Origin of the sequence: Microbacterium oleivorans (genome assembly GCF_001644225.1) — a bacterium.
Lineage (GTDB): Bacteria > Actinomycetota > Actinomycetes > Actinomycetales > Microbacteriaceae > Microbacterium > Microbacterium gawkjiense.
Map to the genome: position 1 here is coordinate 79,227 of NZ_LSTV01000002.1, position 26,769 is coordinate 105,995.

22 protein-coding genes are annotated in these 26,769 nt (G+C 72.6%); 16 read left to right on the plus strand and 6 right to left on the minus strand.

The window, feature by feature from the left end:
- The first annotated feature begins 49 nt into the window (after positions 1-49).
- Complete coding sequence (locus AYL44_RS06970) at positions 50-724, plus strand: rhamnogalacturonan acetylesterase (RefSeq protein WP_064002568.1); 675 nt, start codon at positions 50-52, stop codon at positions 722-724.
- On the opposite strand, the gene AYL44_RS06975 is transcribed toward AYL44_RS06970, so the two are convergent.
- The 3 genes from AYL44_RS06975 to AYL44_RS06985 all read right to left on the minus strand — a co-directional run bounded on the left by AYL44_RS06975 (position 714) and on the right by AYL44_RS06985 (position 4,413).
- Entirely contained in the window at positions 714-1,535 is an 822-nt protein-coding gene (locus AYL44_RS06975) for a hypothetical protein (RefSeq protein ID WP_064002569.1), read from the minus strand. The genes AYL44_RS06970 and AYL44_RS06975 overlap by 11 nt on opposite strands.
- A gap of 201 nt (positions 1,536-1,736) precedes the next feature.
- Positions 1,737-3,104, minus strand: coding sequence for an HNH endonuclease signature motif containing protein (locus AYL44_RS06980; RefSeq protein WP_064002570.1), 1,368 nt, complete (start codon positions 3,102-3,104; stop codon positions 1,737-1,739).
- A 352-nt stretch (positions 3,105-3,456) separates the two neighbouring features.
- Positions 3,457-4,413: a M24 family metallopeptidase gene (locus AYL44_RS06985; protein ID WP_064002893.1), complete on the minus strand. Its 957-nt coding sequence runs from the start codon at positions 4,411-4,413 to the stop codon at positions 3,457-3,459.
- A 171-nt stretch (positions 4,414-4,584) separates the two neighbouring features.
- Here AYL44_RS06985 and AYL44_RS06990 point away from each other — a divergent pair, with 171 nt between their 5' ends.
- The 9 genes from AYL44_RS06990 to AYL44_RS07030 all read left to right on the plus strand — a co-directional run bounded on the left by AYL44_RS06990 (position 4,585) and on the right by AYL44_RS07030 (position 13,425).
- On the plus strand, positions 4,585-5,577 hold the full coding sequence (locus tag AYL44_RS06990) for a LacI family DNA-binding transcriptional regulator (RefSeq protein WP_064002571.1): 993 nt from the start codon (positions 4,585-4,587) through the stop codon (positions 5,575-5,577).
- A gap of 109 nt (positions 5,578-5,686) precedes the next feature.
- Positions 5,687-7,018 (plus strand): Gfo/Idh/MocA family protein, encoded by a 1,332-nt coding sequence (locus AYL44_RS06995; RefSeq protein WP_064002572.1) that lies wholly within the window; start codon positions 5,687-5,689, stop codon positions 7,016-7,018.
- Positions 7,015-7,953, plus strand: coding sequence for an NAD-dependent epimerase/dehydratase family protein (locus tag AYL44_RS07000; protein ID WP_064002573.1), 939 nt, complete (start codon positions 7,015-7,017; stop codon positions 7,951-7,953). The genes AYL44_RS06995 and AYL44_RS07000 overlap by 4 nt, the downstream gene beginning before the upstream one ends.
- Positions 7,950-8,849 (plus strand): 5-dehydro-4-deoxyglucarate dehydratase, encoded by a 900-nt coding sequence (locus AYL44_RS07005; protein WP_064002574.1) that lies wholly within the window; start codon positions 7,950-7,952, stop codon positions 8,847-8,849. The genes AYL44_RS07000 and AYL44_RS07005 overlap by 4 nt, the downstream gene beginning before the upstream one ends.
- Complete coding sequence (locus AYL44_RS07010; RefSeq protein WP_064002575.1) at positions 8,846-9,931, plus strand: mandelate racemase/muconate lactonizing enzyme family protein; 1,086 nt, start codon at positions 8,846-8,848, stop codon at positions 9,929-9,931. The genes AYL44_RS07005 and AYL44_RS07010 overlap by 4 nt, the downstream gene beginning before the upstream one ends.
- A gap of 1 nt (position 9,932) precedes the next feature.
- A complete protein-coding gene (locus AYL44_RS07015; protein ID WP_064002576.1) occupies positions 9,933-11,381 on the plus strand; it encodes an aldehyde dehydrogenase (NADP(+)) in 1,449 nt (482 codons plus the stop codon).
- Entirely contained in the window at positions 11,378-12,337 is a 960-nt protein-coding gene (locus AYL44_RS07020; RefSeq protein ID WP_064002577.1) for a serine hydrolase domain-containing protein, read from the plus strand. The genes AYL44_RS07015 and AYL44_RS07020 overlap by 4 nt, the downstream gene beginning before the upstream one ends.
- A gap of 320 nt (positions 12,338-12,657) precedes the next feature.
- A complete protein-coding gene (locus AYL44_RS07025; protein WP_197471608.1) occupies positions 12,658-12,957 on the plus strand; it encodes a hypothetical protein in 300 nt (99 codons plus the stop codon).
- Between the two features lie 36 nt (positions 12,958-12,993).
- Positions 12,994-13,425: a hypothetical protein gene (locus AYL44_RS07030; RefSeq protein ID WP_064002579.1), complete on the plus strand. Its 432-nt coding sequence runs from the start codon at positions 12,994-12,996 to the stop codon at positions 13,423-13,425.
- Positions 13,426-13,431: 6 nt separating this feature from the next.
- On the opposite strand, the gene AYL44_RS07035 is transcribed toward AYL44_RS07030, so the two are convergent.
- Positions 13,432-14,295, minus strand: a complete 864-nt coding sequence (locus tag AYL44_RS07035; RefSeq protein WP_064002580.1) for an AraC family transcriptional regulator — start codon at positions 14,293-14,295, stop codon at positions 13,432-13,434.
- Positions 14,296-14,388: 93 nt separating this feature from the next.
- Between AYL44_RS07035 and AYL44_RS07040 the strand changes: the two genes are divergently transcribed.
- Positions 14,389-17,628 carry a DUF5107 domain-containing protein gene (locus AYL44_RS07040; RefSeq protein WP_064002581.1) on the plus strand — a complete coding sequence of 1,080 codons (3,240 nt, stop codon included), beginning with the start codon at positions 14,389-14,391 and terminating at the stop codon, positions 17,626-17,628.
- Entirely contained in the window at positions 17,625-18,929 is a 1,305-nt protein-coding gene (locus AYL44_RS07045) for a cellulase-like family protein (protein ID WP_064002582.1), read from the plus strand. Before AYL44_RS07040 ends, AYL44_RS07045 begins: the two co-directional genes overlap by 4 nt.
- Before the next feature lie 167 nt (positions 18,930-19,096).
- Here AYL44_RS07045 and AYL44_RS07050 read toward each other — a convergent pair whose 3' ends face one another.
- On the minus strand, positions 19,097-21,400 hold the full coding sequence (locus tag AYL44_RS07050; RefSeq protein ID WP_064002583.1) for a rhamnogalacturonan lyase: 2,304 nt from the start codon (positions 21,398-21,400) through the stop codon (positions 19,097-19,099).
- Positions 21,401-21,831: 431 nt separating this feature from the next.
- Positions 21,832-22,833 (minus strand): LacI family DNA-binding transcriptional regulator, encoded by a 1,002-nt coding sequence (locus tag AYL44_RS07055; protein WP_197471609.1) that lies wholly within the window; start codon positions 22,831-22,833, stop codon positions 21,832-21,834.
- Positions 22,834-22,939: 106 nt separating this feature from the next.
- Here AYL44_RS07055 and AYL44_RS07060 point away from each other — a divergent pair, with 106 nt between their 5' ends.
- The 4 genes from AYL44_RS07060 to AYL44_RS07075 are packed head-to-tail and all read left to right on the plus strand — an operon-like array spanning position 22,940 to position 26,751.
- Positions 22,940-23,305, plus strand: coding sequence for an L-rhamnose mutarotase (locus tag AYL44_RS07060; protein WP_064002584.1), 366 nt, complete (start codon positions 22,940-22,942; stop codon positions 23,303-23,305).
- Positions 23,302-24,468, plus strand: coding sequence for an L-rhamnose isomerase (gene rhaI, locus AYL44_RS07065; RefSeq protein ID WP_064002585.1), 1,167 nt, complete (start codon positions 23,302-23,304; stop codon positions 24,466-24,468). Before AYL44_RS07060 ends, rhaI begins: the two co-directional genes overlap by 4 nt.
- A gap of 7 nt (positions 24,469-24,475) precedes the next feature.
- On the plus strand, positions 24,476-25,333 hold the full coding sequence (locus AYL44_RS07070; protein WP_064002586.1) for an alpha/beta hydrolase fold domain-containing protein: 858 nt from the start codon (positions 24,476-24,478) through the stop codon (positions 25,331-25,333).
- Entirely contained in the window at positions 25,330-26,751 is a 1,422-nt protein-coding gene (locus tag AYL44_RS07075) for a rhamnulokinase (protein ID WP_064002587.1), read from the plus strand. The genes AYL44_RS07070 and AYL44_RS07075 overlap by 4 nt, the downstream gene beginning before the upstream one ends.
- Positions 26,752-26,769: the final 18 nt, after the last annotated feature.

Below are 26,769 nucleotides of genomic sequence, written 5' to 3' on the forward strand. Positions count from 1 at the left end.
GATCTCCCGGCCGCCGCATCGCCATGTTCGGGAGCATCGGAGGATGCGGATGATCTATCACCTGGCCGGTGACTCGACGGTCGCGCCGATGACGGCCGGCGAGGAGCCGATGGCGGGCTGGGGCGAGTGCCTCGACGAGTTCGTCGGGGCGTCGGTGCGCAACCACGCGTTCGGCGGGGCGACGACCGAGTCGTTCCTGGCGAGCGGGACGTGGGCGCGGTTGCTCGCCGACGTGGCCGAGGGCGACGCGGTGGTGATCCAGTTCGGGCACAACGATCAGAAGCAGCCGGAGCTGCTCGCGTCTCGCGGCGGCTACACGGATCGGTTGCGGCGGCTGGTCGCGGAGGTGCGAGCGCGTGGGGCTCGGCCGGTGCTGTGCACGTCGTGCGAGCGGCGCTGGTTCGACGGGGACCGTGTGACGCCGACGCACGGCGACTACCCGAACGCGGTGCGCGACCTCGCAGCCGCCGAGGGCGTCGACCTGATCGACCTGACGGTGTTCACGACCTGGCTCTACGAGGATCTGGGGGATGCGGCATCCGCTCGGCTCCTGTCGCACTATGCGCCAGGCGAAACGACGGCGTGGCCGGACGGGCTCGTCGACGACACGCACTTCCGGATCGAGGGCGCGCGGCGCATCGCGCGGTTCGTCGCGCGGAGCCTGCGCGCCATCGAGCGGCGCGACGGGGATCAGCCGGCGAAGGGGTCGACGTTCACGGCGTGAGGGGGCGCTGCTTCTTGATCGGGACGGTGATGCGGTGGATCCGGTCGGCGTCATCGGGCGCGTCGTGGAGGTCTCTCGCGACGTGGACCGTCACGTCGGGGGCTCCGGCGAGGACCGCCGGCACGCCTCGGAGCGGCAGGTTCTCCGCGAGGTGCAGTTCGCGGAGGGTGGGCGTCTGCGCGAAGGCCGAGATGTCGATCGTCCCCTGGTGGATGTCCACGGTGGAGTTGTAGACCTGGACGGACGTCAGCTGGGCGCAGCGGGCGAGGTCGTCGAGGTCCCGCCACCGGAGGCTGTGGGTCATGAACGTGCCGAGGCTCGCCGGGGGTTGCTGCCATGCGAGCCGTGCGGTCTGCGACCTTCCGCGGAGCTTGAGGAATGTCAGCTGGTGGCAGCCGTCGCCGATGCGCACGTCCGGATCGGTGACTCTGCCCACGTGCAGCGTGACGACACCCGTCAGGTGGCGCCACCCGTCGGTCACGAAGGATGCCGCTTCACAGTCGATCCGGCGGAACCACCCGATCTCCTCGCCGGAAACCGGGGTCGCGCCGGGCGTCCAGACGCAGAGTTCGTCGACGGTCGCGCCCGCCATAGAGGCCAGGTCCGGCGTCTTGACCCGCTCGTGCAGGAAGACCGTTCTCAACGTCGGGATGTCAGTCACCCACTGCATGTCCGCGCCGGCGCGATCGAAGGAAGCGGTGTCGAGCCGTAGTGTCGTGATCCCAGAGCGACGGGCTTCTCGCACCTCCGCAGCGGTCGGCGAGCCGCCCGCGATGCGGGCTCCGGTGCGCGAATGGATGATGAGCGCCACGTCGACTCCGATCGGTAGGGCGGCGTGCCAGCCTGACTGCCTGCGTGCCCCATCATCGGGCATCGGAGGCGCCTCGAGTCGGATGCTGTCGCCCGCTACGGGTGCACGCGTCGGCGGCGCGTACATCTGGTGACGCGTCTCACAAGAGACCGGGCCCGCTCGCGCGGGGGATGCGGCCGCGCTCGTACCCATCGGCAGAGCTCAAAAGGGTGCGGGTTCCGCTGGCGCGGTCGGCGGTGGCGGTGGTGGTGCGGCAGGGGTGAAGGCGACGGCCGGTGTCGGTGCGTCTTCGCGGTAGGTCCTGCCGAGGGGTGAGGTCCATTCGAGGACTCCACCCTTGAGTTGTCGGACCCGCCATGCGGTGAACTGCTTCATCGAGTGGTGGCGTTGGCACAGATGAGCCAGGTTGGTGAGTTCGGTGCGTCCGCTGAGGGCGTGATCGTGGGTGTGATCGACCTCGCAGCGGATCGCCGCGACCCGGCATCCGGGGAACCTGCAGTGCTGGTCGCGGGCTTGCAGGAAACGCCGCATCCCCGACGGGACACGGTACGAGTCGGTTGCAACGGTGACCCCGGTGGTCGGGTCGTGGAACAGGCGTTCCCAGACGTGGGTGCCGCCCGCGAGCGTCCGGGCCGTGGCAGGGTCGATCGGGGAGCGGCCGGCGAGGTCACTCGGCCCGTCGTCCTCGCCGGAGAGCGTCGCGGCGGGGATGAGCACCTGCACACGCGCGCGTATTGCGCCCAGCGGCCCGGCGGTGGTGTCACGGGTGTCGTCCAGGGCCGGNNCGGTGGAGCGCTGATCTGTCGCGATCACGGTGACGGCATCGTCGTCGTTGCCCTCTTCGTCACCAGTGCGCGTCGCGACGGTGTCCCCGAACGCGACACCAGTACCGCCGCGCGAAGCGGCACGTTCATCGCGGGTGTCTATGATCGCGCGGGCCTGCTGCGTGAGCCGGTCGTGGATGCCTTCGGCGATCACCGTCGGGACGGTTGCGATCACGTCGCTCATCCCGTCTCGTCCCGGCACGATCCGCACGCATCGCCCAGCCGCAGCTTCCTCATGCCGCTCCGCGAACGAGCGGGGGTGCATGCGGTGGGCGAGGATCTCGAGCTCGCCTCGCACACGGTTCGGAGTATCACGCTCGCACCGTGAGATCGCGACCTGCTCGAACTCCGCCCACATCTCGGCTGGCAGACTCGTCCCGGTCTCGAGGATCGTGATCGCGTGGCCCCGCACGATCCGGCCTTGCTCCCATGCCTCGACCGTCGCGGGGAACCCTTCGATCAGGGTCCGCGCCTCGCCGATGCGGCGTTGCACGGTCCGGTCGGTGACCCGCATGACCCCGCCGACCTCCGCGGCGATCGACCGCAACGCCATGTCGTGGACCTGGACCCGCGCGTTGCGTTGCGCGGTCTGCGCTTCGGCCAGACGGCCGGCGGCGGCCAGTGCACGCAGCTCCTCGATCTGCGCAGCGGCGATCCGCCGGGCCGCAGAGTCGACGTCCGCGACGACCCCCGCCAAAGTCGCGAGATAGTCCTCGCCACCGGGGGTTTCCGCCGCATCCGTCATACCTGCACTCTGCCACTGGCCACCGACATCCACCCCGGCAAAACCGGCCCAGAACACACGTCATACACACCCAGAAAATGAGAGTTCTCTCATCCGGGGAGAGGGTCGGCGCGGGATCCAAGGGATTCTCGGGGCGAAGAGCGCGCTCCCCACAGCGCCGGAGTTACGGCATCCGCTCACGATCGCGCCGGATTCGGAGACCGTCACCGGACTCGGATCACACCCGCACCCGCGGTCCGAATCCGGCGCACATCTCCGAATCCGACGTCCCCGCCGCACCCGCACGCGCACACGCCCCCCCACGCACCCGCGCACCCCGCACCCCGCACACCCCCGCACGCCCGCCGCACACTCACCCGAACGCGCGCGCCACCGGCCGCCGCACCCCCGCGAACTCCACCGTCGGCCACTCCGGGTCCACTGTCAGCACCTCGACGCCGGCCTCGGTCACGAGCACGGTGTCCTCGACCTTCGCGCCGGGCGCGCTCGGGTTCCAGGCGAACGCGTGCCCGGGCACCACGGCATCCGTCGTCAGCGTCGTCGCGCGGGGGTCCCGGCCGGCGTACCCGGTCGGTCCGCCCTGGTGGTGCTTCGTCCACTCGTCCGCGTCGAACCCGGATGCCGCGTACCCGGCCGTCCCCGCCGCGAAGACCTCGTTCAGCCGCGCTCCCGGACGCGTCGCGGCGAAGAACGCCGCCTCGACCGCGAGGATCCGCTCGTCGTCGGCCCCCGCCTCGCCGACCCAGCGGGTCGCGTTCGCGATCAGGCCGTGCCGGCGTCCGCAGACCACGAGCATCGCCCGACGCCCGAGCACCCCGTCGGTGGGGAGCGGATGCCGGTGGGGTAGCCGCTCCTCGCCCGCGACGAGGATCACGAGCGGGTCGATTCCCCGCGCGACGAGACCCTCGGCGAGCGCAGCCGCGGCCGCACGCTCGGTCGACCCGGCGCCAAGACCGGCGGCGACCGCCGTCAGCACCTCCGCCGTCTCCCGCCCGAGCTCGCGGTAACGATCGGCCTCCGCGGGCAGCAGCGACGCCCGCGCCGCGCGCAACGCGGGGGCGACCTCCGCCTCGGTCAGCCCGGCACCCGCCGCCTCGAGCACCGGCTGATGCCACGGCACCCGCACCACCCGGTGGGCGTCCTCGGGCAGGAGCTCCTCGACGATCAGCCGGTCGGCCTCGTTCGCGCTCACGAACAGCGTGTCGCCCTCGTCGTCCACCCGCACCGCGAGCACGGGCGGACCGGCGAGCGACACGTGCGTCCGCGCACCCTCGAGGTACCAGGCGAGCGCTTCATGCGACGAGAGCACGAGCGGGCGACCACCGGCATCCCGTCGCACCGCCTCGACCCGCCCGCGTTTCGCGGCGCGGTCAGCAGCAGATCCGGACATCGTCGTCTCCCGTCATAAAACGTTTCCTCGCATAGTATGGCCACACCGACACGCGCGACGCGCACGCCGGTCAGGCGCGAAGGGGAGCCGATGGCAGGGGTCAAGCAGACGACGATCACCGACGTCGCCAAGCACGCCGGTGTCTCACTGGCGACCGTCTCGCGCGTCATGAACGGCAACGCGACCGTCGACCCGGCCCTCGCCGAACGCGTCCGCGCCTCGGCCACCGAGCTCGGCTACTCCGCCAACCCGCTCGCCCGCAGCCTCGTCCTCGGCAAGACGCAGACGATCTCGGTCGTCGTCCCCGACCTCTCGAACCCGACGTTCCAGGGCATGCTCCGCGGCCTCAGCCGCGCCGCCGTCGCCGACGGCTACCACGTGCTCGTCGCCGACTCGGACGAGCACGAGGAGCAGGAACGCCTGCTCGCCCTCGAGTCCCGCCGCCGGTCCGACGGCCTCGTGCTCTGCGCTCCGCGTATGTCGGATGCCGCCCTGGCCGAGGTCCTCGCCGAGGTCGCCCCCGTCGTGCTCGTCAACCGCGCGGGCGACGCCCCGAGCGTCGCCGCCGACTACCGCACCCCGCTCCGCGAGGTCATCGATCACCTCTACGGCCTGGGTCATCGCCGCATCGCCTACCTCGCCGGCGCCAAGCGCAGCGCGTCGAACGCCCAGCGCCTCGCCGCCCTCGACGACGCCCGGGCGACGCTCGACGGCTGCGAAATCGTCGAGATCCCTGCGGGCGTCGACTTCGCCGCGGGCGCCGATTCCCTGGACGCGGTCCTCGACTCCGGCGCGACCGCGGTGCTCGCGTTCAACGACCTGTCCGCGATGGGTCTGCTGAGCGCCGCCACCGAGCGCGGCCTGAGCGTGCCCGGCGACCTGTCGATCGCCGGCTTCGACGACATCCCGTTCGCGCGCTACACCTCCCCCGCCCTGACGACAGCCGCCGTCCCGACCGCCGAGCTCGGCGCGCTCGCGTGGCGCGCCCTCCGCGCGCTGCTGCAGGGCGAGTCACCCGAGGCGACCCACACCGTCGTGCCCGAGGTCATCCTCCGCGGCACGACCGCCGCGCCCGTGCGCTGAAACGATCGAAGATCGCTCCTCGCGGTCCCGGCGGGTTCCGTGCTACCGTCGAGAAAACGTTTCCTGAGCCGGTTTCCCGGCTCGGAGGAGTCCGGCACGAAGGAGAGCCATGACCACCCGGTACGCCCTCGTCGGCGCAGGCCACCGCGCACAGATGTACGTGGACGCCATCGCCGACGACTACCGCGACCGCGCCGAACTCGTCGCGATCTGCGAGCCGAACCCGACGCGCGCGCAGTTCTACGTCGACCGCCTCGTCGGCCACGGCCTCGCCGCCCCCACCACCTGGCAGCCCGACCAGCTCGAGGAGATGATCCGCGCCGAGCGCATCGAGCGGGTCATCGTCACCGCGCGCGACGACCTGCACGCCGAGCTGATCGTCCGATCGATGGATGCCGGGGCCGACGTCGTCGTCGAGAAGCCCCTCACGATCGACGCAGCGAGCGCCGCCGCCATCGAGGCGGCCGCCGAGCGCACCGGACGCTCCGTCGTCCTGACGTTCAACTACCGCTACGCCCCGCGCAACACGGCTCTCCGCCAGGTCATCGCCGAGGGACGCATCGGCCGCGTCACCTCGATCGACTTCTCCTGGATGCTCGACACCCAGCACGGCGCGGACTACTTCCGCCGCTGGCACCGCGAGAAGGAGCACTCCGGCGGCCTCCTCGTGCACAAGTCGAGCCACCACTTTGACCTCGTCAACTGGTGGATCGCGCAGCGCCCCCGCCGCGTGTTCGCGTCCGGCGCCCTCCGCTTCTACGGCGCCGAGAACGCCGCGGCCCGGGGCCTCGGCGACCGACCCGACCGCGGCACGCACGACGGCGAGCGCGACCCGTTCGAGCTCGACCTGCGCGGCGACGAGCGCCTGCGGGCGCTGTACCTCGACGCCGAGCAGCACGACGGCTACGTCCGCGACCGCGACGTGTTCGGCCCCGGCATCACGATCGAGGACAACCTCGCCCTCATCGTCGACTACTCCGAGGGCGCGACCCTGTCGTACTCGCTGAACGCCCACGCCCCCTGGGAGGGGTACCGCGTCGCGATCAACGGCACCGAGGGCCGCGCCGAGCTCGAGGTCGTCGAGCGGGGAGCCGTCCTCGTTGGCGACGGCCTGCACCCGGTCGTCGACCCGAGTGCGGTGCAGGATGCCGACCGCTCGAGCCTGCGTCCCATGGGCGAGCGCCTGCTGGTGCAGCGCCACTGGGAGGAGGCGGTGGAGGTCCCGATCGTCTCGGGTGAATCCGCCCACGGCGGCGGCGACGCCCTCCTGCTGGCCGACGTCTTCGCCGGGCCTGTCGACGACCCGCTGGGTCGCCCCGCGGACTGGACCGACGGCGTGCGCTCGATCGCGGTCGGCATCGCCGGCAACCGCTCGCTCGAGACCGGCCTGCCCGTGCAGGTCGCCGACCTCGGCGTCACGATCCTGCAGGACACCGAATGAGCCGCGTCGTCGTCACGGGCGGCTCGGGCCGGCTCGGCCGCAACCTCGTCGCCGGGCTCGCCGCCCGCGGGCACGAGGTCGTCTCGCTCGACCGCGCCCCCTCCGACGACCTGCGCATCGACGGGGTCGAGCAGATCTCGATCGACCTCCTCGACGCGGCGGCGACCCGTGACCTGCTCGCTCGCACGAAGGCGGACTCCCTCGTCCACCTCGCCGCGATCGCGGTGCCGTTCAGCGCTCCCGAAGACGTCATCATGCGCACGAACACCGGACTCGCCGTCTCGGTGCTGGGCGGCGCGGTCGAGGCGGGCATCGGACGCATCGTCGCGGCATCCAGCCCCACCGTCCTCGGCTACGGCAACCCGTCCGGCTGGCTGCCCGAGTCCCTGCCGCTCGACGAGACCTCGACCCCGCGGCCGTGGAACGCGTACGCGCTGTCGAAGCTCATGATCGAGCAGACCGTGTCGATGCTGCACCGGCGCACCGGCGACGACGTCCGCTACGCGACGTTCCGCCCCTGCTACGTCATCGCTCCCGAGGAGTGGGCGGGCGAACCGACCCAACAGGGACACACGGTGGCCGAGCGCATCGCCGACCCGGCGCTGTCGGCCCCGGCGCTGTTCAACTACGTCGACGCGCGCGACGTGGCGTCGTTCGCCGACCTCCTGCTGGCGGCGCTCCCCGACATCCCGAACGCCGAGGTGTTCTTCGTCGGCGCGGACGACGCCCTCGCCGACGCCCCGCTGGCCGACCTCCTGCCGCGGTTCGTCCCGGGCACCGAGGAGCTCGCTCGCACCCTGACGGGCACCTCGCCCGCCTTCTCCAACGCCAAGGCGGCGCGCGTGCTCGGGTGGCGCCCGCAGCACTCCTGGCGCGACGCCCTCACGATCCCGCTCCCGCACGCCGCCACCGATCGAAAGGACGTGCCGGTATGAACTTCGACGGCATCCTCTTCTTCCCCGTCACCCCCTTCGATTCGGCGGACCGCGTCGAGACCGACCTCCTGACCCAGCACGTCCGTGCCGGAGTGGATGCCGGTGCCGGCGGCGTCTTCCCCGCGTGCGGCACGGGCGAGTTCCACGCCCTGTCCGCGAGCGAGTCGGCGCTCGTGGTCCGCACCGCGGTCTCGGCGGTCGCCGGCCGCGTCCCCGTCGTCGCGGGAGCGGGCGGCCCGCTGGGCCACGCGGTCGAGGTCGCGCGCTCCGCCGCCGACGCCGGCGCCGACGCGCTGCTCGTCCTGCCGCCGTACCTGGTGGGCGCCCCGCAGCGCGGGCTCGTCGCCTACGTCGAGGCGATCGCCGCGGCATCCGATCTGCCCGTCATCGTCTATCACCGCGGCTCGGCGGCGTTCACGGCGGAGTCGATCCGCACCCTCGCCGCGAACCCGAAGGTCGTCGGCTTCAAGGACGGCATCGGCGACATCGGTGCGACGCAGCTGATCGTCCGTGCCGTGGCGGATGCCGGGCGTGAGGACTTCGCCTTCTTCAACGGTCTGCTGACCGCCGAACTGACCCAGGGTGCGTACCGCGGGATCGGCGTGCCGCTGTACTCGTCGGCGGCCTTCGCGATGATCCCCGACGTCGCGAACGCGTACTACCGCGCGTACGTCGACGGCGAGGAGGCGCGTCGCCTGGCGATCCTCGACGGCTTCTACGCGCCGCTCGTCGCCCTCCGTGACGAGACCCCGGGCTTCGGCGTTTCGCTCATCAAGGCCGGGCTGCGGCTCGAGGGCCTGCCGGTCGGCTCGGTCCGCGCGCCGCTCGTCGACCCGACGCCCGCGCAGGAGGCCCGCCTCGCCGAGATCCTCGCCGCGGGTCGCGCACTGCTGTGACCTCGATCGCCTCGTTCGACGCCCGGCTCATCCGGGTGCCGCTGACGCGCCCGTGGGCCGCGGACGTCACTTCGGTCGGCGTCATCGCGACCCACGTGGTGCGCTCGGACGGCGCCGAGGGGTGGGGCTTCTCCTGGACCCCGCAGATCGGCGCCGAGGCGGTGCTCGCGCTGCTGCAGCACGACATCCCCGCCTTCGCCGTCGGCCGCTCGGCCGACCCGGCGGAGATCTGGCCCGAGCTGTGGCGCCACCTGCACGAGGCGGGCGGCGGTGGGCTGACGACGATCGCGATCGCGGGGCTCGACCTCGCCCTGTGGGATGCCGCAGCCCGCGCCGCCGGAGCCCCGGTCTCGACCCTGATCGGTCGCCGCCGCGAGTCGGTGCGGTCCTACGGCAGCGGCATCAACCTGCACTACGAGCTCGACGACCTGCTCGCGCAGGCGCGGCGCTGGGTCGATGCCGGCTTCGGCGCCGTGAAGATGAAGGTCGGCAGCCCCGACCTCGCGCGCGACGTCGAGCGCGTCGCCGCCGTGCGCGACGTGATCGGACCCGATCGCGCGCTCATGGTCGACGCGAACCAGCGGTGGGACCTCGACCGGGCGACGACCGCCGTCGAGGCACTCGCGGCATCCGACATCGCCTGGATCGAAGAGCCGCTGCGCGCCGACGACCTCGCCGGGCACATCGAGCTCGCGAGGCGCCTGCGGGCCGGATCGGGTGTGCCGATCGCGCTCGGCGAGAACGTGCACACCCGCTACCGCTTCGACGACTTCGTGCGCTCGGGCGCGGCGCAGGTCGTGCAGCCGAACATCGTGCGGGTCGGCGGGATCACCCCGTTCCTCGAGATCGCCGGCGACGCCCACGCCGCCGGCGTCGACCTGCACCCCCACCTGCTGCCCGAACTGTCGGGCCAGATCGCCCTGACCCTGCCGCAGGAGGTCCTCGTCGAAGACATCGAGGATGCCGCGTTCGGCGCCCTCGGTGCGCTCGAGGGCCCCTCCCCCGTCGCGGTCGCCGACGGAACCCTGACCGAGGTGCCCCACGAGGGCCTCGGACTGCGCTTCACCCACCGGAAGGACTGAGATGACCACGTCTCCCGAAGAGCTCACCCACCTCACCGACGCCGCCGCGGCCGCCGCCCCGATCTGGCGCACCTCGTCCGCCGACGACCGCGCCCGCTGGCTGAGCGCGATCGCCGACGCGCTCGACGCGAACGCCGACGAGCTCGTCGCGATCGCCGACCGCGAGACCCGCCTCGGCGCCGTGCGCCTGCGCGGCGAGGTCGGCCGCACGACAGGCCAGCTGCGCCTGTTCGCCTCGGTCGTCCGCGAGGGTTCGTACCTCGAGCTGACGGTGGACGACGCGGATGCCGCGGCCACCCCGCCCCGCCCCGAGCTGCGCCGCCTGCTGGTCGGCGTCGGCCCGGTCGCCGTGTTCTCGGCATCCAACTTCCCGTTCGCGTTCTCGGTCTGCGGCGGCGACACGGCCTCGGCCCTCGCGGCCGGCAACCCCGTCATCGTGAAGGCGCACTCAGGCCACCCCGAGCTGTCGGAGCGCACCGCCGCGATCGCGATCGAGGCGCTCAGCGCCGCGGGCGCGCCGGACGGATCGCTCGCCCTGATCGAGGGCCGCGAGGCGGGGAACGCGCTCGTGCAGCACCCCGTCATCCAGGCGGCCGGCTTCACCGGGTCGCTCTCGGGCGGACGCGCACTGTTCGACCTGGCGAGCGGACGACCCGACCCGATCCCGTTCTACGGCGAGCTCGGCAGTGTGAACCCGGTCGTCGTCACGACCGGCGCGGCGGAAGCGCGCGGCGCGGCGCTCGCGTCGGGTCTCGTCGGCTCGTTCACCCTCGGCGCCGGCCAGTTCTGCACCAAGCCGGGTGTCGTCTTCATCCCCCGGGATGCCGGCATCGAGCAGCTCGTGGCCGACGCCGTCGCCGGCGCGGCGGGCGGGCCGCTGCTCACGGAGCGCATCACGACCGCGTTCCCCGACGGCATCCGCGACCTCGAGGCCGACCCGTCGGTCGAGGTGCTCGCCCACGGTGCCGAGACGCCCGACGGCGCGCGCCCCGTGGTGTTGACGACGGATGCCGCCGCCGTCGCCGAGCGTGCGGAGACGCTGCTCGCCGAGGTCTTCGGACCCGTGACCCTGCTCGTCCGCTACAACGACGAGGCCGAACTGCTGCGCGCGCTGCACGCGGTGCCGGGCAGCCTCACCGCGACGCTGCACAGCGAGGCGGGCGAGGACGTCGCCGAGGTGCTCGAGCTGCTGCAGCTGCGCGCCGGTCGGGTGCTCTTCGCGGGCTGGCCGACGGGCGTGGCGGTGACGTGGTCGCAGCAGCACGGCGGGCCGTGGCCCGCGACGACGTCGCTGCACACCTCGGTCGGAGCGACCGCGATCCGCCGGTTCCTGCGCCCGGTCGTGTTCCAGGACGCGCCCGAGGCGCTGCTCCCCGAGCCGCTGCGCGAGGCGTCGCTGGCGCGTCTGCCGCACCGCCGCAACGGCGTGCTGCGGGTGCCGTCCGCGTGAGCGCCGCGTTCGATCTCGTCCGCGGGCACGTCGAGGCGGGCCGACTGCCGTCCGCGGTGCTCGGCGTGGCGACCGCGGACGGGACGGTCGCGCTCGAGGGGTTCGGGGCCCCGGCATCCGCTCGGTACCCGCTCTTCTCGATCACCAAACCCCTGCTCGGGATCGCGGCGGCGCGGGCGATCGAGCGCGGGCTGCTGACGACCGAGACGCCGCTCCGGGCCGCGGTGCCGGAGTTCGGCTCGGGGCGCGACGACACCGTGCTGCTGCGGCATCTCGTGTCGCACACCGCCGGGATCGCCGAGCCGCCCCTCGACCCGGTGACGCCGTTGCGCGAAGAACTGATCACCCGCGGGCGTGATTTCGTCGCGGGCAGCGCCTCGCGCTACTCGTCGCTCGCGTTCGAGGGCATCGCGGCGCTCGTCGAGCACGCGACCGGGCAGGGGTGGGCGGATGCCGTCGGCCAATGGGCCGGCGAGATCGGCGCGGACGGGCTCAGCCTCGACCACGCGGGTGCCGTCGAGGTGGTCGACGCCGCGCGTTCGGGTGTCGACATGGCGCGGTTCGCCGCGATTCGGCATCCGGGCGCGGGCATGGTCGGCCGCGCCGAGGATCTGCTGCGGCTGGGCTCGGAGCTGCTGCGCATCGAGGGCGGGGCGACCGGCGGCATCCTGCAGCCGGCGACGCTGGCGATGATGCGCCGCCCGTTGACGGGCGACATCCCGCGGCTCGAGCCGTACATCGCGGAGCGCGGGCAGGACTGGGGGTTCACGTGGAACCTCCGCTCGCGCGCGCCCGGCCTCATCGACCAGGACGTCTACGGCCACGGCGGCTGGGCCGGCACCGAGTTCTGGGTGCACCCGAGTGCGGGGATCGCGTGGGTGCTGCTCACGAACGCCGTCTCGCGCCCCGGCGTCGACCTCGACGCGATCGACAACGCGGTGGTCGCGGGGCGCTGACGGGCGCGGGGGCGTGTGCGCGGGCGTGGAACGCGCGGGCGGGGCGACGCGTGAGTGGGGTGTGCGTGCGTGCGGGTTCGCGAGAGCGCGCTCTCGTGCCCAAAGCGCACGCAAAAGCCAGTCACGAGCAGGCGCTCTCGGCACGCACGCGCGCTTTCACGGGCCGCGCCGCCCGGCATCCTGTCCACATCATGTGATCTCGCCGAGACCACACGATATGAACGGTTCACGACCTCGGCTTTTGTTGCGAGCACATGATCTGGGCGGTCGGGGGTGCGAGCGCCTCGACGCGAGCCACGTCGGGTGGCACGATCGGCTCCATGGAGTCGCTCATCCTTCAGCGCATGCGGATCGACCGCACGCGGACGTGGGGGCGCGTCCTGCTCATCGGCGGGGCACTCTGGCTCGTCCTCTCCGGGCTGCTCATCGCCGCCGACCCTTCCGACATCTCGGGCTTCGCGTTCCTGGGGCTCACGATCGGATGGATCGTCGTGGGCTTTGGGCAGCTCGCGAAGCACCGCGCAGCCGTCGCGGCCTTCGAGACAGAGCACGGGGCGGATGCCGGCACGCAGCAGCCCGTCCGGATGCCGAGTCGCGCACGCGGCCGGTCGGAGAGCTGACGACGTCGGTGCGGATCGCCCCGATAACCTGAGGCGGTGCCTGCCCGTTCTCTGCTCTCGGCATCCGCCTCGGTCGGACTCGCTCTCGTCCTCGTCGGCTGCACGGGCGGACGGGGCGTGACGGTCCCGGCCGGGGGCGACGACCTCGACGCCTGTCCGGTCACCACAATCGCGATCGAGGACCTCGCCGCCGTCGGTAAACCCGGTTGCGATCTCGTCGGGTCCACGATCGCGATCGACGGCGACCTGACCCTCACGGTCGGCTCCGTCGGCTCGACCACCACCGTCTCCTCCGACGGGGACGAGACCAGCGCCGTCCTCGCCAACTGGGGCGTCCCGGGAATCGGTGTGTACACGACGCGCGACGGACGGCTCGACCGGGTGTGGTCGACGAGCCCTGCGGCTGAACAGCTGCAGCATGAGCAGGCGGATGTGGACGGGGTCACCGCCAGCGCCACGAAGGGCTGACCCCGCTCACCCCTTGCGCTGCTCGCGATACGCCGTCGGCGCGACGCCGTGGGTGAGGCGGAACCGCCGCGAGAAGTAGAACGGGTCGTCGACACCGACGCGCCGCCCCACCTCGGCCACCGGCAGATCCGTCGTGTCCAGCAGATGGCGGGCGCGCGCCATCTTCAGTGCGAGGTGGTGCGCGATCACGCCCCCGCCGGTCGCGTCGCGGAAGAGGGCGGCGAGGTGCGAGGGCGAGACGCCGACCATCGCGGCGAGTTCCCCGACGTGGACGTTCCCGTCGACACGCTCCTCGAGGTAGCGCAGGGCGCGCTCGAGCGGGGTGCCGTGCTCGGGCAGCAGCCGGTCGACGGCCAGCTGCGTGAACAGACGCCACGCCATCCCGGATGCCGCGATCAGCCGCGCCGGCGTCGTGTCGCGCGCCAGCGACGTCGAGATCTCGTCCAGCAGCGCCGTGACCCGCTCCACACCACGGAGCGACAGCGTCACCCTCTCCGGCGTCACCCCGGCCGCCTCCAGCAGTTCGCCGACGTCCGTCCCGCGGACGTGACACCACCAGATCGTCCAGGGATCGTCCCTGTCGGCGCCGTAGGAATGGGGGATGCCGCCGGGCAGCACAATCGCGGTTGCGGTGCCCACCCGCATCCGCTGACCATCGGTCTCGACCCAGCCCGATCCCGCGACGCAGACGATCACGATCGTCTCGGCGGCCCCGGCGGGCCGGTGCCGCCCGTGCTCGGACGCCCGGGGGAAGTAGCCCGCATCGGTCACGACGATGCGCCGGGTGACGGGGCGCGACAGGGCGGCCTCGACGAGGGGACGGGGCACGACGCTGAGTCGCTGATGCTCGAAACCGTCCGCGCGCTCCATGCCCCCATCATGGCGCAGGTGATCATCGGATCATCCATGTCCGTGCCGTGATCGGCCATGGCCCGCCGCGCGACCGGGACGTAGATTCGCACCGTGAACGACGACGCCGCCGCGACCAGCCGCATCCACCTCCCCGACGCCCCCGCCGACCAGCGGGCGCTGCTCAAGGCCGGCGGCGTAGCGTGCTGGGCCGAGGACGTCGTCATCGACACGTACGAGCCGGGCGACCCCGACCCCTACCCGGCCTTCCTCGACCGGCGCGTGTACCAGGGCTCGAGCGGGCGGCTCTATCCGCTGCCGATGATCGAGTCGATCTCGCACGAGAAGCAGCCCCGCGCGTGGCGGGCGATCCACCTCGAGAACGCGTACGTGAGACTCATGCTGCTGCCCGAGCTCGGCGGCCGCATCCACATCGGCTACGACAAGGTCGCCGGCTACGACTTCTTCTACCGCAACAACGTCATCAAGCCCGCGCTCGTCGGTCTCGCCGGCCCGTGGATCTCGGGCGGCGTCGAGTTCAACTGGCCGCAGCACCACCGGCCGGCGACGTTCCTGCCCGTCGACAGCCGCATCGAGCGCGAGGACGACGGCGCCGCGGTCGTCTGGCACAGCGACCTCGACCCGCTCCAGCGGATGCGGGGCGTCCACGGCGTGCGGCTGCGCCCGGGGTCGTCGCTCGTCGAGCTCGACGTGCGCCTGCACAACCGCACCGACGTGCCGCAGACGTTCCTGTGGTGGGCGAACGTCGCCGCCCGGTCGCACGAGCGGTACCAGTCGTTCTTCCCCGACGACGTCCGCTACGTCGCCGACCACGCCCGCCGCGCGATCACCGCGTTCCCCCGCGCCGACCGGCCGTACTACGGCGTCGACTACCCCGCCCTCGCCGCCGAGCGCGCGGACGCCGACCGGATCGACGTCTACAGCAACATCCCGGTGCCGACCTCGTACATGATCACCGACACCGAGGACGGCTTCTTCGGCGGCTACGACCACACCGCCGACGCGGGCTTCGTCCACTGGGCCGACCCCGCGATCTCGCCCGGCAAGAAGCAGTGGACGTGGGGCGACGGCCCCATCGGGCGCGCGTGGGACGACCAGCTCACCGACACCGACGGCCCGTACGTCGAGCTCATGGCCGGCGTCTACACCGACAACCAGCCCGACTTCGCGTGGCTCCTACCCGGCGAGACGAAGACGTTCTCGCAGCACTGGTTCCCCATCCACGCCATCGGTCCGGTACGACAGGCGACGACGGATGCCGCGGTCTCGGTCACGAGCGAGGGTGGCCGCTCGCGCGTCGGCGTCCTCGCCACGCGCGCGCACGGAGCGGCTCGCGTCGAGGTCGAGATCGAGGGCGGCGACAGCGAGAGCGTCGACGTGTCGATCGGGCCCGACGCGCCCGGGCTCGTCGAGGTCGCCGGCACCGCCCGGGCGGTGTCGGTGGTCGCAGGGGACGATGAGCTCGTGCGCTGGGTCCGCCGTGACACCGACGCCGGTGAGCCGTGGGCCGCCACGGCGCCGGAGCCGCCCGAGGCCATCACGGGCACCGACGAGCTGCTGCTCACGGCGACGCATCTGCTGCAGTACCGGCATCCGACCCGGTCTCCCCTCCCCTACCTGCGCGAGGCGCTGCGCCGCGATCCCGGCGACGCGCGCGCCCGCACGATGCTCGGTGCGTGGCACCTGGCGCGGGCCGAGTACGAGGCGGCGCGCGAGCACCTCGAGGCGGCCGTCGCGCGCGAGACCCGTCGCAACCTCAACCCGCGCGACGGCGAGGCGCATTACCTGCTCGGGCTCGCGCTCGAGCGCCTCGGCGAGCGTGCCGAGGCCGACCGGCGCTTCGCGCGCGCGGCGTGGAACGCGGCGTGGGCGGCTCCGGCATCCCTCGCCCGCGCCCGACTGGCGCTCGCTGGGGGACGACCGGCGGACGCACTGCGCCTCGCGGATGCCGCCGTAGGGATCCCCGAGGCTCGTCGCCTGCGCGTGCTCGCGCTGCGCCGGCTCGGACGGGCGGACGAGGCGACGGCGCTGCTGCAGGCCCTCGTCGCCGCCGACCCGCTCGACCCGCTCACCGTCCTCCTCGCCGGCGGCGAGGCCCCCGCCGATCCGCGTGCGGCGCTCGACGCGGGCGCCGAGTTCGCGCGCTCGGGCGAGTTCGATGCCGCACTCGCGGCGACCGCGACCGCTGTCGGCGGCGTCGCGGGCTTCGGCCGTCTCGAGCCGGTCCGCCGCGTCGTCCGTGCCGCATGGGCGGATGCCGCGGGCCTCACGGACCTCGCCGCCGCCGAGCGCGCGGCGGCTGACGCCCTCGGTCTCGGCGGTGCCTTCCCCGCCGGCCTCGACGAGCACGATGCCCTCGTCGCTGGCGCCGCCGCCGGCTCGACCGCCGCCGCGGGGATGCTCGGCGCCTGGTTGCTCGACGCCGGGCGGGACGCGGACGCCCGGGCGACGCTCCTGCGGGGGCGGGAGCTCGGCAGCGAAGACCCCGTCGTCCTCCGGAACCTCGCCCTCGCGACCGTCCGCACCGGCGGCAGCCCCGACGACGCCGTCGCCCTGTACGAGGACGCGCTCGCCCGTCGCGCCGATCCCCGACTCGTGCTCGAGCGCGACCTGCTCGCGCAGCTGACGGGAACGGATGCCGCCACCCGCCTCGCGCTGCTCGAACGCCATCCCGCCGCGCTCGACGCCCGCGACGACCTCGCCGTCGCTCGCATCGGCCTGCTGCTGGACGCGGGACGGCTCGACGACGCGTGGCGGATCCTCACGACACGGACCTTCCGCCCCTTCGAGGGCGGCGAGGGTGTCGTGATCGCCGCGTACGACCGCGCCGCGTGCCTGCTCGCGCGCCGGGCCTGCGACGAGGGACGAGCGGATGCCGCCGTCGCGCTGCTGACCGAAGGGATCGACGCTCCGGCGAACCTGGGCGAGGGGCGGCATCCCGCCGTCCCGCAGGCGGAGCGCTTCGTCGCGCTCGGCGACGCGTACCGGCTCGCGGGGGACGAGGCGGCCGCCCGGTCGGCGTGGGAGCGGGCGCGCGCGACGACACCGCTCGCCGTCGCACCGCGGCCCGCCGATGAGGCGACGTTCTGGATCGGGATCGCGCACGCACGCCTCGGCGACGGGGCTGCCGCGGAGGCGGTGTGGGCGGCGCTCGACGCGCGGGCCGCGCAGCTCGAAGCAACGCCCGACGAGGTCGACTACTTCGCGACGTCGCTGCCGGAACTGCTCGTGTTCGATCTCGACACCGCCGAACGCCGGCGTCGGCTCGCCGACCGGCTGCGTGCGCTCGCCGCCGACGGTCGCGCGCTCTCACCCGTGAGGATGGACGCATGACCGAGCGCTACCTGGGTTCCGGGACACTGCCCGACGGTCCGTACGCACGCACCGGTCCGATCCCCCCGCATCTGCCCGACCGGCTCGCGATCACCCTGTGGGACTTCTCCTGGTACACCCGCGCCGGCGAGGGCGACGTGTACGCCGACCTGGATGCCGCCTGCGCCGAGGCCGCTGCGCTCGGCTACAACGCGATCCGCATCTGCGCCGCTCCCCTGCTGCTGTTCGGCGACCTCGGGGTGGACGACCTCGCACATCACCTCGAGATCGAGGGCCTCGGACCCGCGGCATCCGGCGGATACTACGGTCAGCGCACCCGCTGGTACGACACCCCCGGCGGCTACGCGCTCGACCTGTACGCGCACCTCGAGGCCTTGTTCGTCGCGGCGCGGCGGCACGGGCTCGTGCTGATCCTCGCGAGCTGGGAGTACCAGCAGTCGCCCGCGTTCGCGGCATCCCCCCGCTGGTTCGAGGCGATCGACGCCGTGCCGCTCGACCACCGGTACGCCGTGCTCGGCGCCGCCTGGGATCGGATGCTCGCGTGGATCGACGAGCGCGGGTTCCGCGACCTCATCGCCCTCGTCGAACTGCACAACGAGGTCGACTTCTCGATCCTCCCGGCGCCGGCCGACGGCGGGGCGGCCGAGGTCGTGCGGCTGCGGGCGCGGCATCCCGACCTGCTCGTCACGGCTGGGTACGGCAAACCGCCCCACCTCGCGATGCACCGGGTGCCCGACGGGCTAGGAGCGGCGCAGTTCCACGTGTACAGCTACGGCGTGCTCGATGCCTTGCAGAGCCGCGTCGACATCCGTTCGGAGGGCAGCGACGACTTCCCGAACGCCGAACTGCGCGCCCTGCTGCGCGCCGACGCCCCGACGCCCGCGGAGTACGGTCGCCCCGCCGAGTGGAAGCTGCGCGCCACGGTCGTCACCGACCAGATGGTCTACGGCTACGACTGGGTGGATGCCGCCGCCTGGGACGCGTGGCTCGACGCCGAGTACCCGCGCTACGCCGAGGTGATGCACCGCGAGATCGAGTCCCGCGTCATCGCGATCGCCGAATGGGCGCGCTGGCAGGGCGTGCCCGCGGTGATCGGCGAGGGCTGGGTCGGCTACACGCCGCTGCACGGCGGGTTCGAGGAATCGGCGACCGGTCGCGAGCTGGCGGAACACGGCATCCGCACCGCCCTGGACCGCGGCGTGTGGGGCGTCGTCCTCTGCTCGAACGCCGCCCCGCACCACCCGATGTGGCAGCTGCGCGACTGGCAGCGCGCGATGACCGCGCTCGTGCGCTCGCGCTGACGGGTCGCTCGCGCGAGAGCGCCACTTCGTGCCGAGCGCGCCGGCTGCTGCGTGGTAGCAAGGGTCGCTCTCGGCACGAACGCGCGCTGTCGCGCCCGATCTCGCGCCCGAGCGCATACGAAGAAGGGGCGGATGCCACCGGCATCCGCCCCTTCTCACGTCACCGATCAGCGCAGCGGCACCTTCGCGAACGACATGTCGGACGCGAGGTAGAAGTCCGTGTACGCGGGCTGGTTGTACGTCGTCTGCTGACGCGCGATCTCGGCCCGGTACTGCGGGTCGTGCATGAGCGTGTAGAGCTTGTGCTCCGTCGGCTCGGTCGAGACGTAGATGCGCAGTGCCGACGAGTCCGCCGTGCGCACGAGCAGTTCCTCGCGCCAGTCCCCCAGCACGTCGGCCACGAGCGACGGGTTGCCCTTCGTGCCGTTGTTGGTGAGGGTCCCGGATGCCGTGAGCATCGTCCCGCGCGTCCAGTCGTCGATCGTGGGGGTCACGGATTGCGCGCCGTTCACGATCTGCGTCGTCAGGTCGCCGGCCCAGCGGATCGACATGTTCGTGCCGGGGTTCGTGGACTGCAGGACGTCGCCGTCGGCGGAGAGGAGACCCGAGGCATCCGTCCCCGCGGGCATGCTCGACCAGGCCTCGACACCCGGGACGTCGGGGCGGACGTCGCCGACCATGCCGCGGCCGGTGTCGCGACCGGAGTAGGCGCCGAAGAGCACCTCGCCGGTCGCGGCATCCCGCATCGCCGTCCCGTACGGGGCGTACGCGCCACCCTCGTGCACGGTGAAGATCTCCTTGCCGGGGCGGTTCGGGTCGAAGTCGCCGACGTGCATCGCGTCACCGTGGCCGAGACGCACGTTCTCGCCGGGCGTCGCGCTGCCCGCGGGCATCGTGTCGAACGAGGAGTACAGCAGCCCGCCGTCGTCGTCGAGGGTCGCGGAGCCGTAGACGATTTCCTGCTTGCCGTCGCCGTCGACGTCGGCGGCGCTCAGGCTGTGGAAGCCCTGCGTAGTCAGCGTGCCGTACTCGGGGTCGGTGCCGTCGCGGCCGTGCGGCCCGTCGTTGAACGGGTTCGTCATCGGCACGTGACCGCTGTCGACGAACCAGCGCTTCACGAGGTGCTTGCCGTTCCAGTCGTACGTCGCGACGGTCGAGCGCGTGTAGTAGCCGCGGGCGAACACCGCGGACGGACGCTTCCCGTCGAGGTACGCGACGCCAGAGAGGAAGCGGTCGACGCGGTTGCCGGGCTCGATGCGCGACATCGCGTAGTCGCCCCACAGGAGGCCGTCGTCACCGCGACCCGGCTCGTAGCGGACCGTCTCGAGCTCCTTGCCGGTCTTGCCCTCGAACACCGTGAGGTACTCGGGACCGTCGACGATGAAGCCCTCGAAGTTCCGCAGCACGTTGCGCGCGGAGCGCGACGGCGCGTAGACGTCGATGAAGTAATCGACGAGTTCCTCCGCGTCGGCGCGCGACAGCGGGTAGTCGTGCGTCGGCTCGGTGCCGAAGGCCTCTTCGAGCGTGGCGGGCCACTGACCCGAGACGACCTCGGGCCGCTCCGACCATCCCTGGAAGACGTCGGCGAGATGGGAGGCGTAGTCCTCGGCGCTCAGCCGGTAGTCGTCGGAGTGCGAGTAGCCGGCCTTGCGGTCGGCCTTCGGCATCGTGACGAACTCGGCCTTCTTGGCCTTGCCCTTCTTGTACTCCGTGCTCTTCGTACCCGGCGCCGTCTTCATCATGATCTCGGCCTTGCCGTCACCGTCGAAGTCGTAGACCAGGAACTGCGTGTAGTGCGCACCGGCGCGGATGTTCACACCGAGGTCGATGCGGTTCAGCAGCGTGCCGTCGAGCTCGTACGTGTCGATGTAGACGGGCCCGGTATAGCCGACCTGCGAGACGTCCTTCGAGTTCGAGGGGTCCCACTTGACGACGTACTCGTACGCACCGTCGCCGTCCACGTCGCCGACCGACACGTCGTTCGCGGAGTAGGTGTATGCCTCGCCGGCCGGCGTGACGCCGTCGGCGGGCTTCGTGAGGGGGATGTCGAGGAACGGCGACCCCTGCACCGCGACCTTCTCGGACGGCTTGCCCTCGCGCTTCCCCTGCAGCGGCGAGACCGTGTAGCGCGAGCGATCGGTGCCGTCCGGGTCGACGTAGGTGGTCGAGTCGGTGACCGTCGCGATGCGCTTGCCGTCGCGCTTCACGACGAAGTCGGTGCCGGTGAGGCCGGTCGCAGAGGCGCCGGTTGCCTCGTTCTTGAAGAGGCGCCACGTGAGGTGGATGCCGCCTTCGCCCGGCAGCGCGACGAGGCCGCGGTCGAGCTTCTCGAGCTGCGGCGAGGCGCCGGGATTCGGCTTGCCGGGACCGTGTCCCGGGTGGGCGATCGCGGCCTGCGCCGGGACCAGGAGGGCCGCGGCGGCGAGCGCGGCGACGACGGTCGTGCGGACGGGTCTTCTCATGCTGTTCATCCTTGAACTCTCGACGGAATGCGCTTTCCCCCGTGCGCACCCCGAGCCTAGGCGCGGTGTTGAATCGTGTCAACGGATGCCGGTGATCGCCCCGAGAGCCGCGCGGCACGAACCGCGGATATCCGAGCGGAACGCGGCCGAGGCAGCGCCGCACGCCGCCGGCTGCGCCAAAACCCCGCGATTGGTGCGGCGCGACGCCTCACCGACGTCCGGATCACGCAGGCGCGAGCGCTCCGGCACCTCGCCCCTCTCGGCATCCCGCCCACAGCCCTGCGGCACGAACCGCGGAGATTCGCAGGGAAACTCGCTCGGATTCCGCCCGACACGCCGCGGACAGCGTCGATCTCCGCGGACAGTGCCGCGCGCCGAAGCTCAGCCCCGCCGCCCGACCCGCCGCAGGCTCGCCGACGACGACAGTGCCCCGCCGCACCTCACCCCCCGGTGGAGGCCCGGACGACGAGCTCGGGGCGGAAGCGGATGCGCTGCGGCGCGGCATCCGGGTCCTCCAGGGCGGCGAACAGCGCGTCGACGGCGGCGGCGCCGATCTCGCGCGCGGGCTGGCGGATGGAGCTGAGCGGCACGACCGTGGACTGGGCGAAGTCGATGTCGTCGTAGCCGATGAGGGCGAGGTCCTCGGGCACGCGGAGCGATCCGAGGATGCCGGCCCCCTGCAGCACCCCGACGGCCACCAGGTCGTTGGCGCAGAACACGCCGTCGGGCCGGTCGGCCGCGGCGCGGTGGGCGAGCTGCTCGCCGACGAGCCGCCCCGCGAGCACCGTGAGCTCGTCGGTCGAGGCGACCTCGAGCGTGGCCTCCGGCACCTCGGCGAGCGCGCGCCGGGCACCGTCGAGGCGGTCCGCCACCTGGCGGACGGATGCCGGGCCCCCGGCGAAGAGGATGCGGCGGCGCCCCTGCTGCAACAGGTGCTGCACGGCCAGGTAGCCGCCTTCGACGTCGTCGACGGCCACCGAGGGCAGGTCGCCGTCGGCCTCGGCGTCGAGGAGCACGACGGGCACCCCGGCGGTCTCGAGCATCGCGGCGCGCGTCTCGTCGAGCGCGATCGGGGTCAGCAGCACGCCGTTGACGCGCTGCTCGCGGAACAGGTCCAGGTACGTGTTCTCGCGGGCGGCATCCTGTCCGCTGCTGCCGAAGAGGACGATCACCCCGTGCTCGGCGGCGCGTTCCTCGGCGCCACGGGCGACCTCGGCGAAGAACGGGTTGGCCGAGTCCAGCACGACCAGTCCGATCGTGCGACTACGGCCGGCGCGCAGCTGCCGGGCGGCGTCGTTGCGGACGAAACCGAGCTCCGAGATCGCGGCGTGCACGCGTTCGACGGTCGCCGGGGCGACCTTCGCCGGACGGTTGAGGACGTTCGACACGGTCCCCACCGAGACGCCCGCGGTGCGAGCGACGTCCTTCACACTGACTGCCACGTGACCTGCCTTGACGGATGCTTCGGACCCACGTTACTGTTCTGATTCTTGAATCGTTTCATAGAACGCTTCCCCGATCAACGACCCGCGCTCACGAAGGAGTGACATGCACCGCGTCGCCTTCCAGCTGCAGATCGACCCCGCACTGGTCGACGAGTACGTCGCCCGCCACACCCCGGTCTGGCCCGAGATGCTCGCCGAGATCGCCGCCGCGGGTCGTCGCAACTACTCGCTCTTCCTCGGCGACGGCGGTCGCCTGTTCGGCTACTACGAGGTCGACGACGACACGGCCGCGCAGGCCTACCTCGCCGCCTCGCCCGTCGCCGCGCGGTGGGAGGCGGAGATGAGCCGCTTCTTCGTCGGCCTCGAGGGCCGCCCCGACCAGGCGGCGACCCCGCTCGTCGAAGTCTTCAACCTGCACGACCAGTTGGCGGCCGCCGCCGACGCCCCCTCAGAAAGCGACCCGTCATGACCACGCTCTCCCCCGAGATCCTCACCCAGCTCGAAGGCCAGGGCATCGAGCTGCCCAGCTGGGCGTTCGGCAACTCCGGCACGCGGTTCCGCGTGTTCGCGACGGCGGGCACCCCGCGCGACCCGTTCGAGAAGATCGCGGATGCCGCCGAGGTCAACCGCTTCACCGCGCTCGCTCCGAGCGTCGCACTGCACATCCCGTGGGACAAGGTCGACGACTACGCGGCGCTCCGCCGTCACGCGGAGGACCTCGGGGTGCAGCTGGGCACGATCAACTCGAACACGTTCCAGGACGAGGACTACAAGTTCGGCGCCCTCACCCACCACGACGAGGCCATCCGCCGCAAGGCGATCGACCACCACCTCGAGTGCATCGACATCATGCACCAGACGGGGTCGCGCGACCTCAAGATCTGGCTCGCCGAGGGCTCGAACTACCCCGGCCAGAACGACATGCGCGGCCGGCAGGACCGCCTGCAGGACTCGCTCCAGCAGATCTACTCCCGCCTGAGCGAGAAGCAGCGCCTCGTGCTCGAGTACAAGTTCTTCGAGCCGTCGTTCTACCACACCGACGTCCCCGACTGGGGTACGTCGTACGCGCAGGTGGCCGCCCTCGGCGACCGCGCGATGGTCTGCCTCGACACCGGCCACCACGCCCCCGGCACGAACATCGAGTTCATCGTCATGCAGCTCCTGCGTCTCGGGAAGCTCGGCTCGTTCGACTTCAACTCGCGCTTCTACGCCGACGACGACCTCATCGTGGGCGCCGCCGACCCGTTCCAGCTGTTCCGCATCCTCGTCGAGGTCGTGCGCGGCGGGGGGCTGAACAACCCGGACGTCGCGTTCATGCTCGACCAGTGCCACAACATCGAGGACAAGATCCCCGGCCAGATCCGCTCGGTGCTGAATGTCCAGGAGATGACGGCCCGCGCCCTCCTCGTCGACCGCGCCGCGCTCGACGCCGCGCAGCAGGCCAACGACGTCCTCGGGGCCAACGGCATCCTCATGGACGCGTTCTACACCGACGTCCGTCCGGCGCTGGCCGAGTGGCGAGCCTCGCGCGGACTTCCCGCCGACCCGATGGCCGCGTACGCGGCATCCGGTCACCTGCAGAAGATCGCCGCCGAGCGCGTCGGCGGCACGCAGGCCGGCTGGGGTGCATGATCGACCGATGAGCAACACCCCCACCCCCTACGGCGCCGCCGGCGGCCTCGTCCGCGTCTATCCCGCGCGTGTGATCGAGCGCCCCACGCCCGGACTCGTCTGGCTGCACGGCGGCGGGTTCGCCGCCGGCGACATCGACATGCCCGAGGCCGATCACGTCGCACGGACGTTGGCGGATGCCGGGACCACGGTCCTCTCGGTCGACTACCGCCTCGCGCCGCTGCCGGACGGGTGGGAGCCGCCCGCGGTCGAGCCCGGGCGCGATCGCGCCGGGTTCCCCGCCGCATCCGACGACACGCTCGCGGTGTGGGACTGGCTGCACACCGAGGCCGCGACGCTCGGGGTGGATCCGGCACGCCTCGCGATCGGTGGGGCGAGCGCCGGAGCCAACATCGCGGCCGGCGCCGTGCTGCGCCTCATCGCGAACGACCGCGCGCTGCCGGCGCTCGTGCTGCTGGCCTATCCGACGCTGCTCGCCGAGCAGCCCGACCCCGACGAGGCGCTGCGGGCCGCACTCGACGCGCAGCCCGAGGCGGACCGGTTCGGCCGCGACGCCGTGCTCGGCATGTACGAGAACTACCTCGGCGGATCGGTCGTGGGCGCTCCGCTGGCCGCGATCCCGGGCCTCGCGACGGCCGACGAGCTCGCCGAGTTCCCGCCGACGCTCATCGTCGCGGGCGACGTGGACGAACTGCGGGTCTCGAGCGAGCACTTCGCGCGCACCCTGGCCGCCGCCGGCCGCGAAGTCGAGCACGTCATCGAGCCGGGCACCGACCACGGGCACCTGAACCGTCCGGACGAGGGGGATGCCGCATCCCTCACCCTCGCTCGTTTCGCCGCACGGCTCGCGGCGCTGTCCTCGTGAGCGGCGCACCGGGGACGGTCGCGGCCGTCGACCTGGGCGCCACGAGCGGACGGGTGATCGTCGGCCGGGTCGGGGCGGACACCCTCGAGACGACCACCGTCGCGCGCTTCGCGAACGAGCCGGTACGCCTGCCCGACGGCCTGCACTGGAACCTGCTCGGCCTCTACGGATCGGTCCTCGACGGACTGCGCGAGGCCCTGCGCGGCGACGCGAACGTCGCGAGCATCGGCGTGGACTCGTGGGCCGTCGACTACGGCCTCGTCGCGAGATCGCGCCTGCTGGGCGAACCCTTCCACTACCGCGACGAGCGCACCGCGCGCGGCGTCGAGGCGGTGCACGGAACGCACCCGCACGAGGTGCTGTTCTCCCGCAACGGGCTGCAGTTCCTGCCGTTCAACACGCTGTACCAGCTCGCCGCCGAGGACCGCGACCTGCTCGCGCTCACCGACCACGCGCTCCTCATCCCCGACCTGATCGGGTTCTGGCTCACCGGGCAGGCGCGCACCGAGCGCACGAACGCGTCGACGACGGGACTGCTCCGCGCCGACACGGGCGAGTGGGATGCCGACCTGATCGCCGCGCTCGGCCTGTCGCCGCGCCTGCTCGCACCGCTGGTCTCGCCCGGTGAGGCGATCGGCGACCTGTCGACGGAGGTCGCCGCCACCCTCGGCGCGCAGGCCACGGTGACGGCCGTCGGGTCGCACGACACGGCATCCGCCGTCGTCGCCGTGCCCCTGGCGTCGCGGGACGCCGCCTACATCTCCTGCGGCACGTGGGGACTTGTCGGTGTCGAGGTCGAGCGCCCCGTGCTGACGGCGGCGGCCCGCGAGGCGAGGTTCACGAACGAGGGCGGTGTGGACGGCCGCATCCGTCTGCTGCGCAACGTCATGGGGCTCTGGATCCTCAGCGAGACCGTGCGCGGTTGGCAGCGTGAGGGCGAGGCCGTCGAGCTCGGCGACCTGCTGGAGGCCGCTGCGGCGGTGCGGCAGCCCGTCGCCGTCTTCGACGTCGACGATCCGCGCTTCCTCCCGCCGGGCGACATGCCCGCGCGCATCGCCGCGTGGTGCGCCGAGCACGGCGTGGCCGCGCCGCGGAGTCGCGCCGAGATCGCCCGCAGCATCGTCGAGTCGCTCGCGCAGGCGTTCGCCGACGTGGCGCACGAGGCGGGCCGCGTCGGCGGAGTCGACGTCCGCGTCATCCACGTCGTCGGCGGCGGCGCGCTGAACGAGCTGCTGTGCCAGCGGACCGCCGATCGCGCGGGCGTGCCGGTGCTCGCCGGCCCCGTCGAGGCGACCGCGCTCGGCAACATCCTCGTGCAGGCGCGCGCGGCGGGCCTCGTGTCCGGCTCGCTCGAGGCGCTCCGCGACCTCGTCGCCCGCACGCACCTGCCGCGCCGGTACGAGCCGCGCACCGGCTGAGGGCGGGCCGCGTCGCCG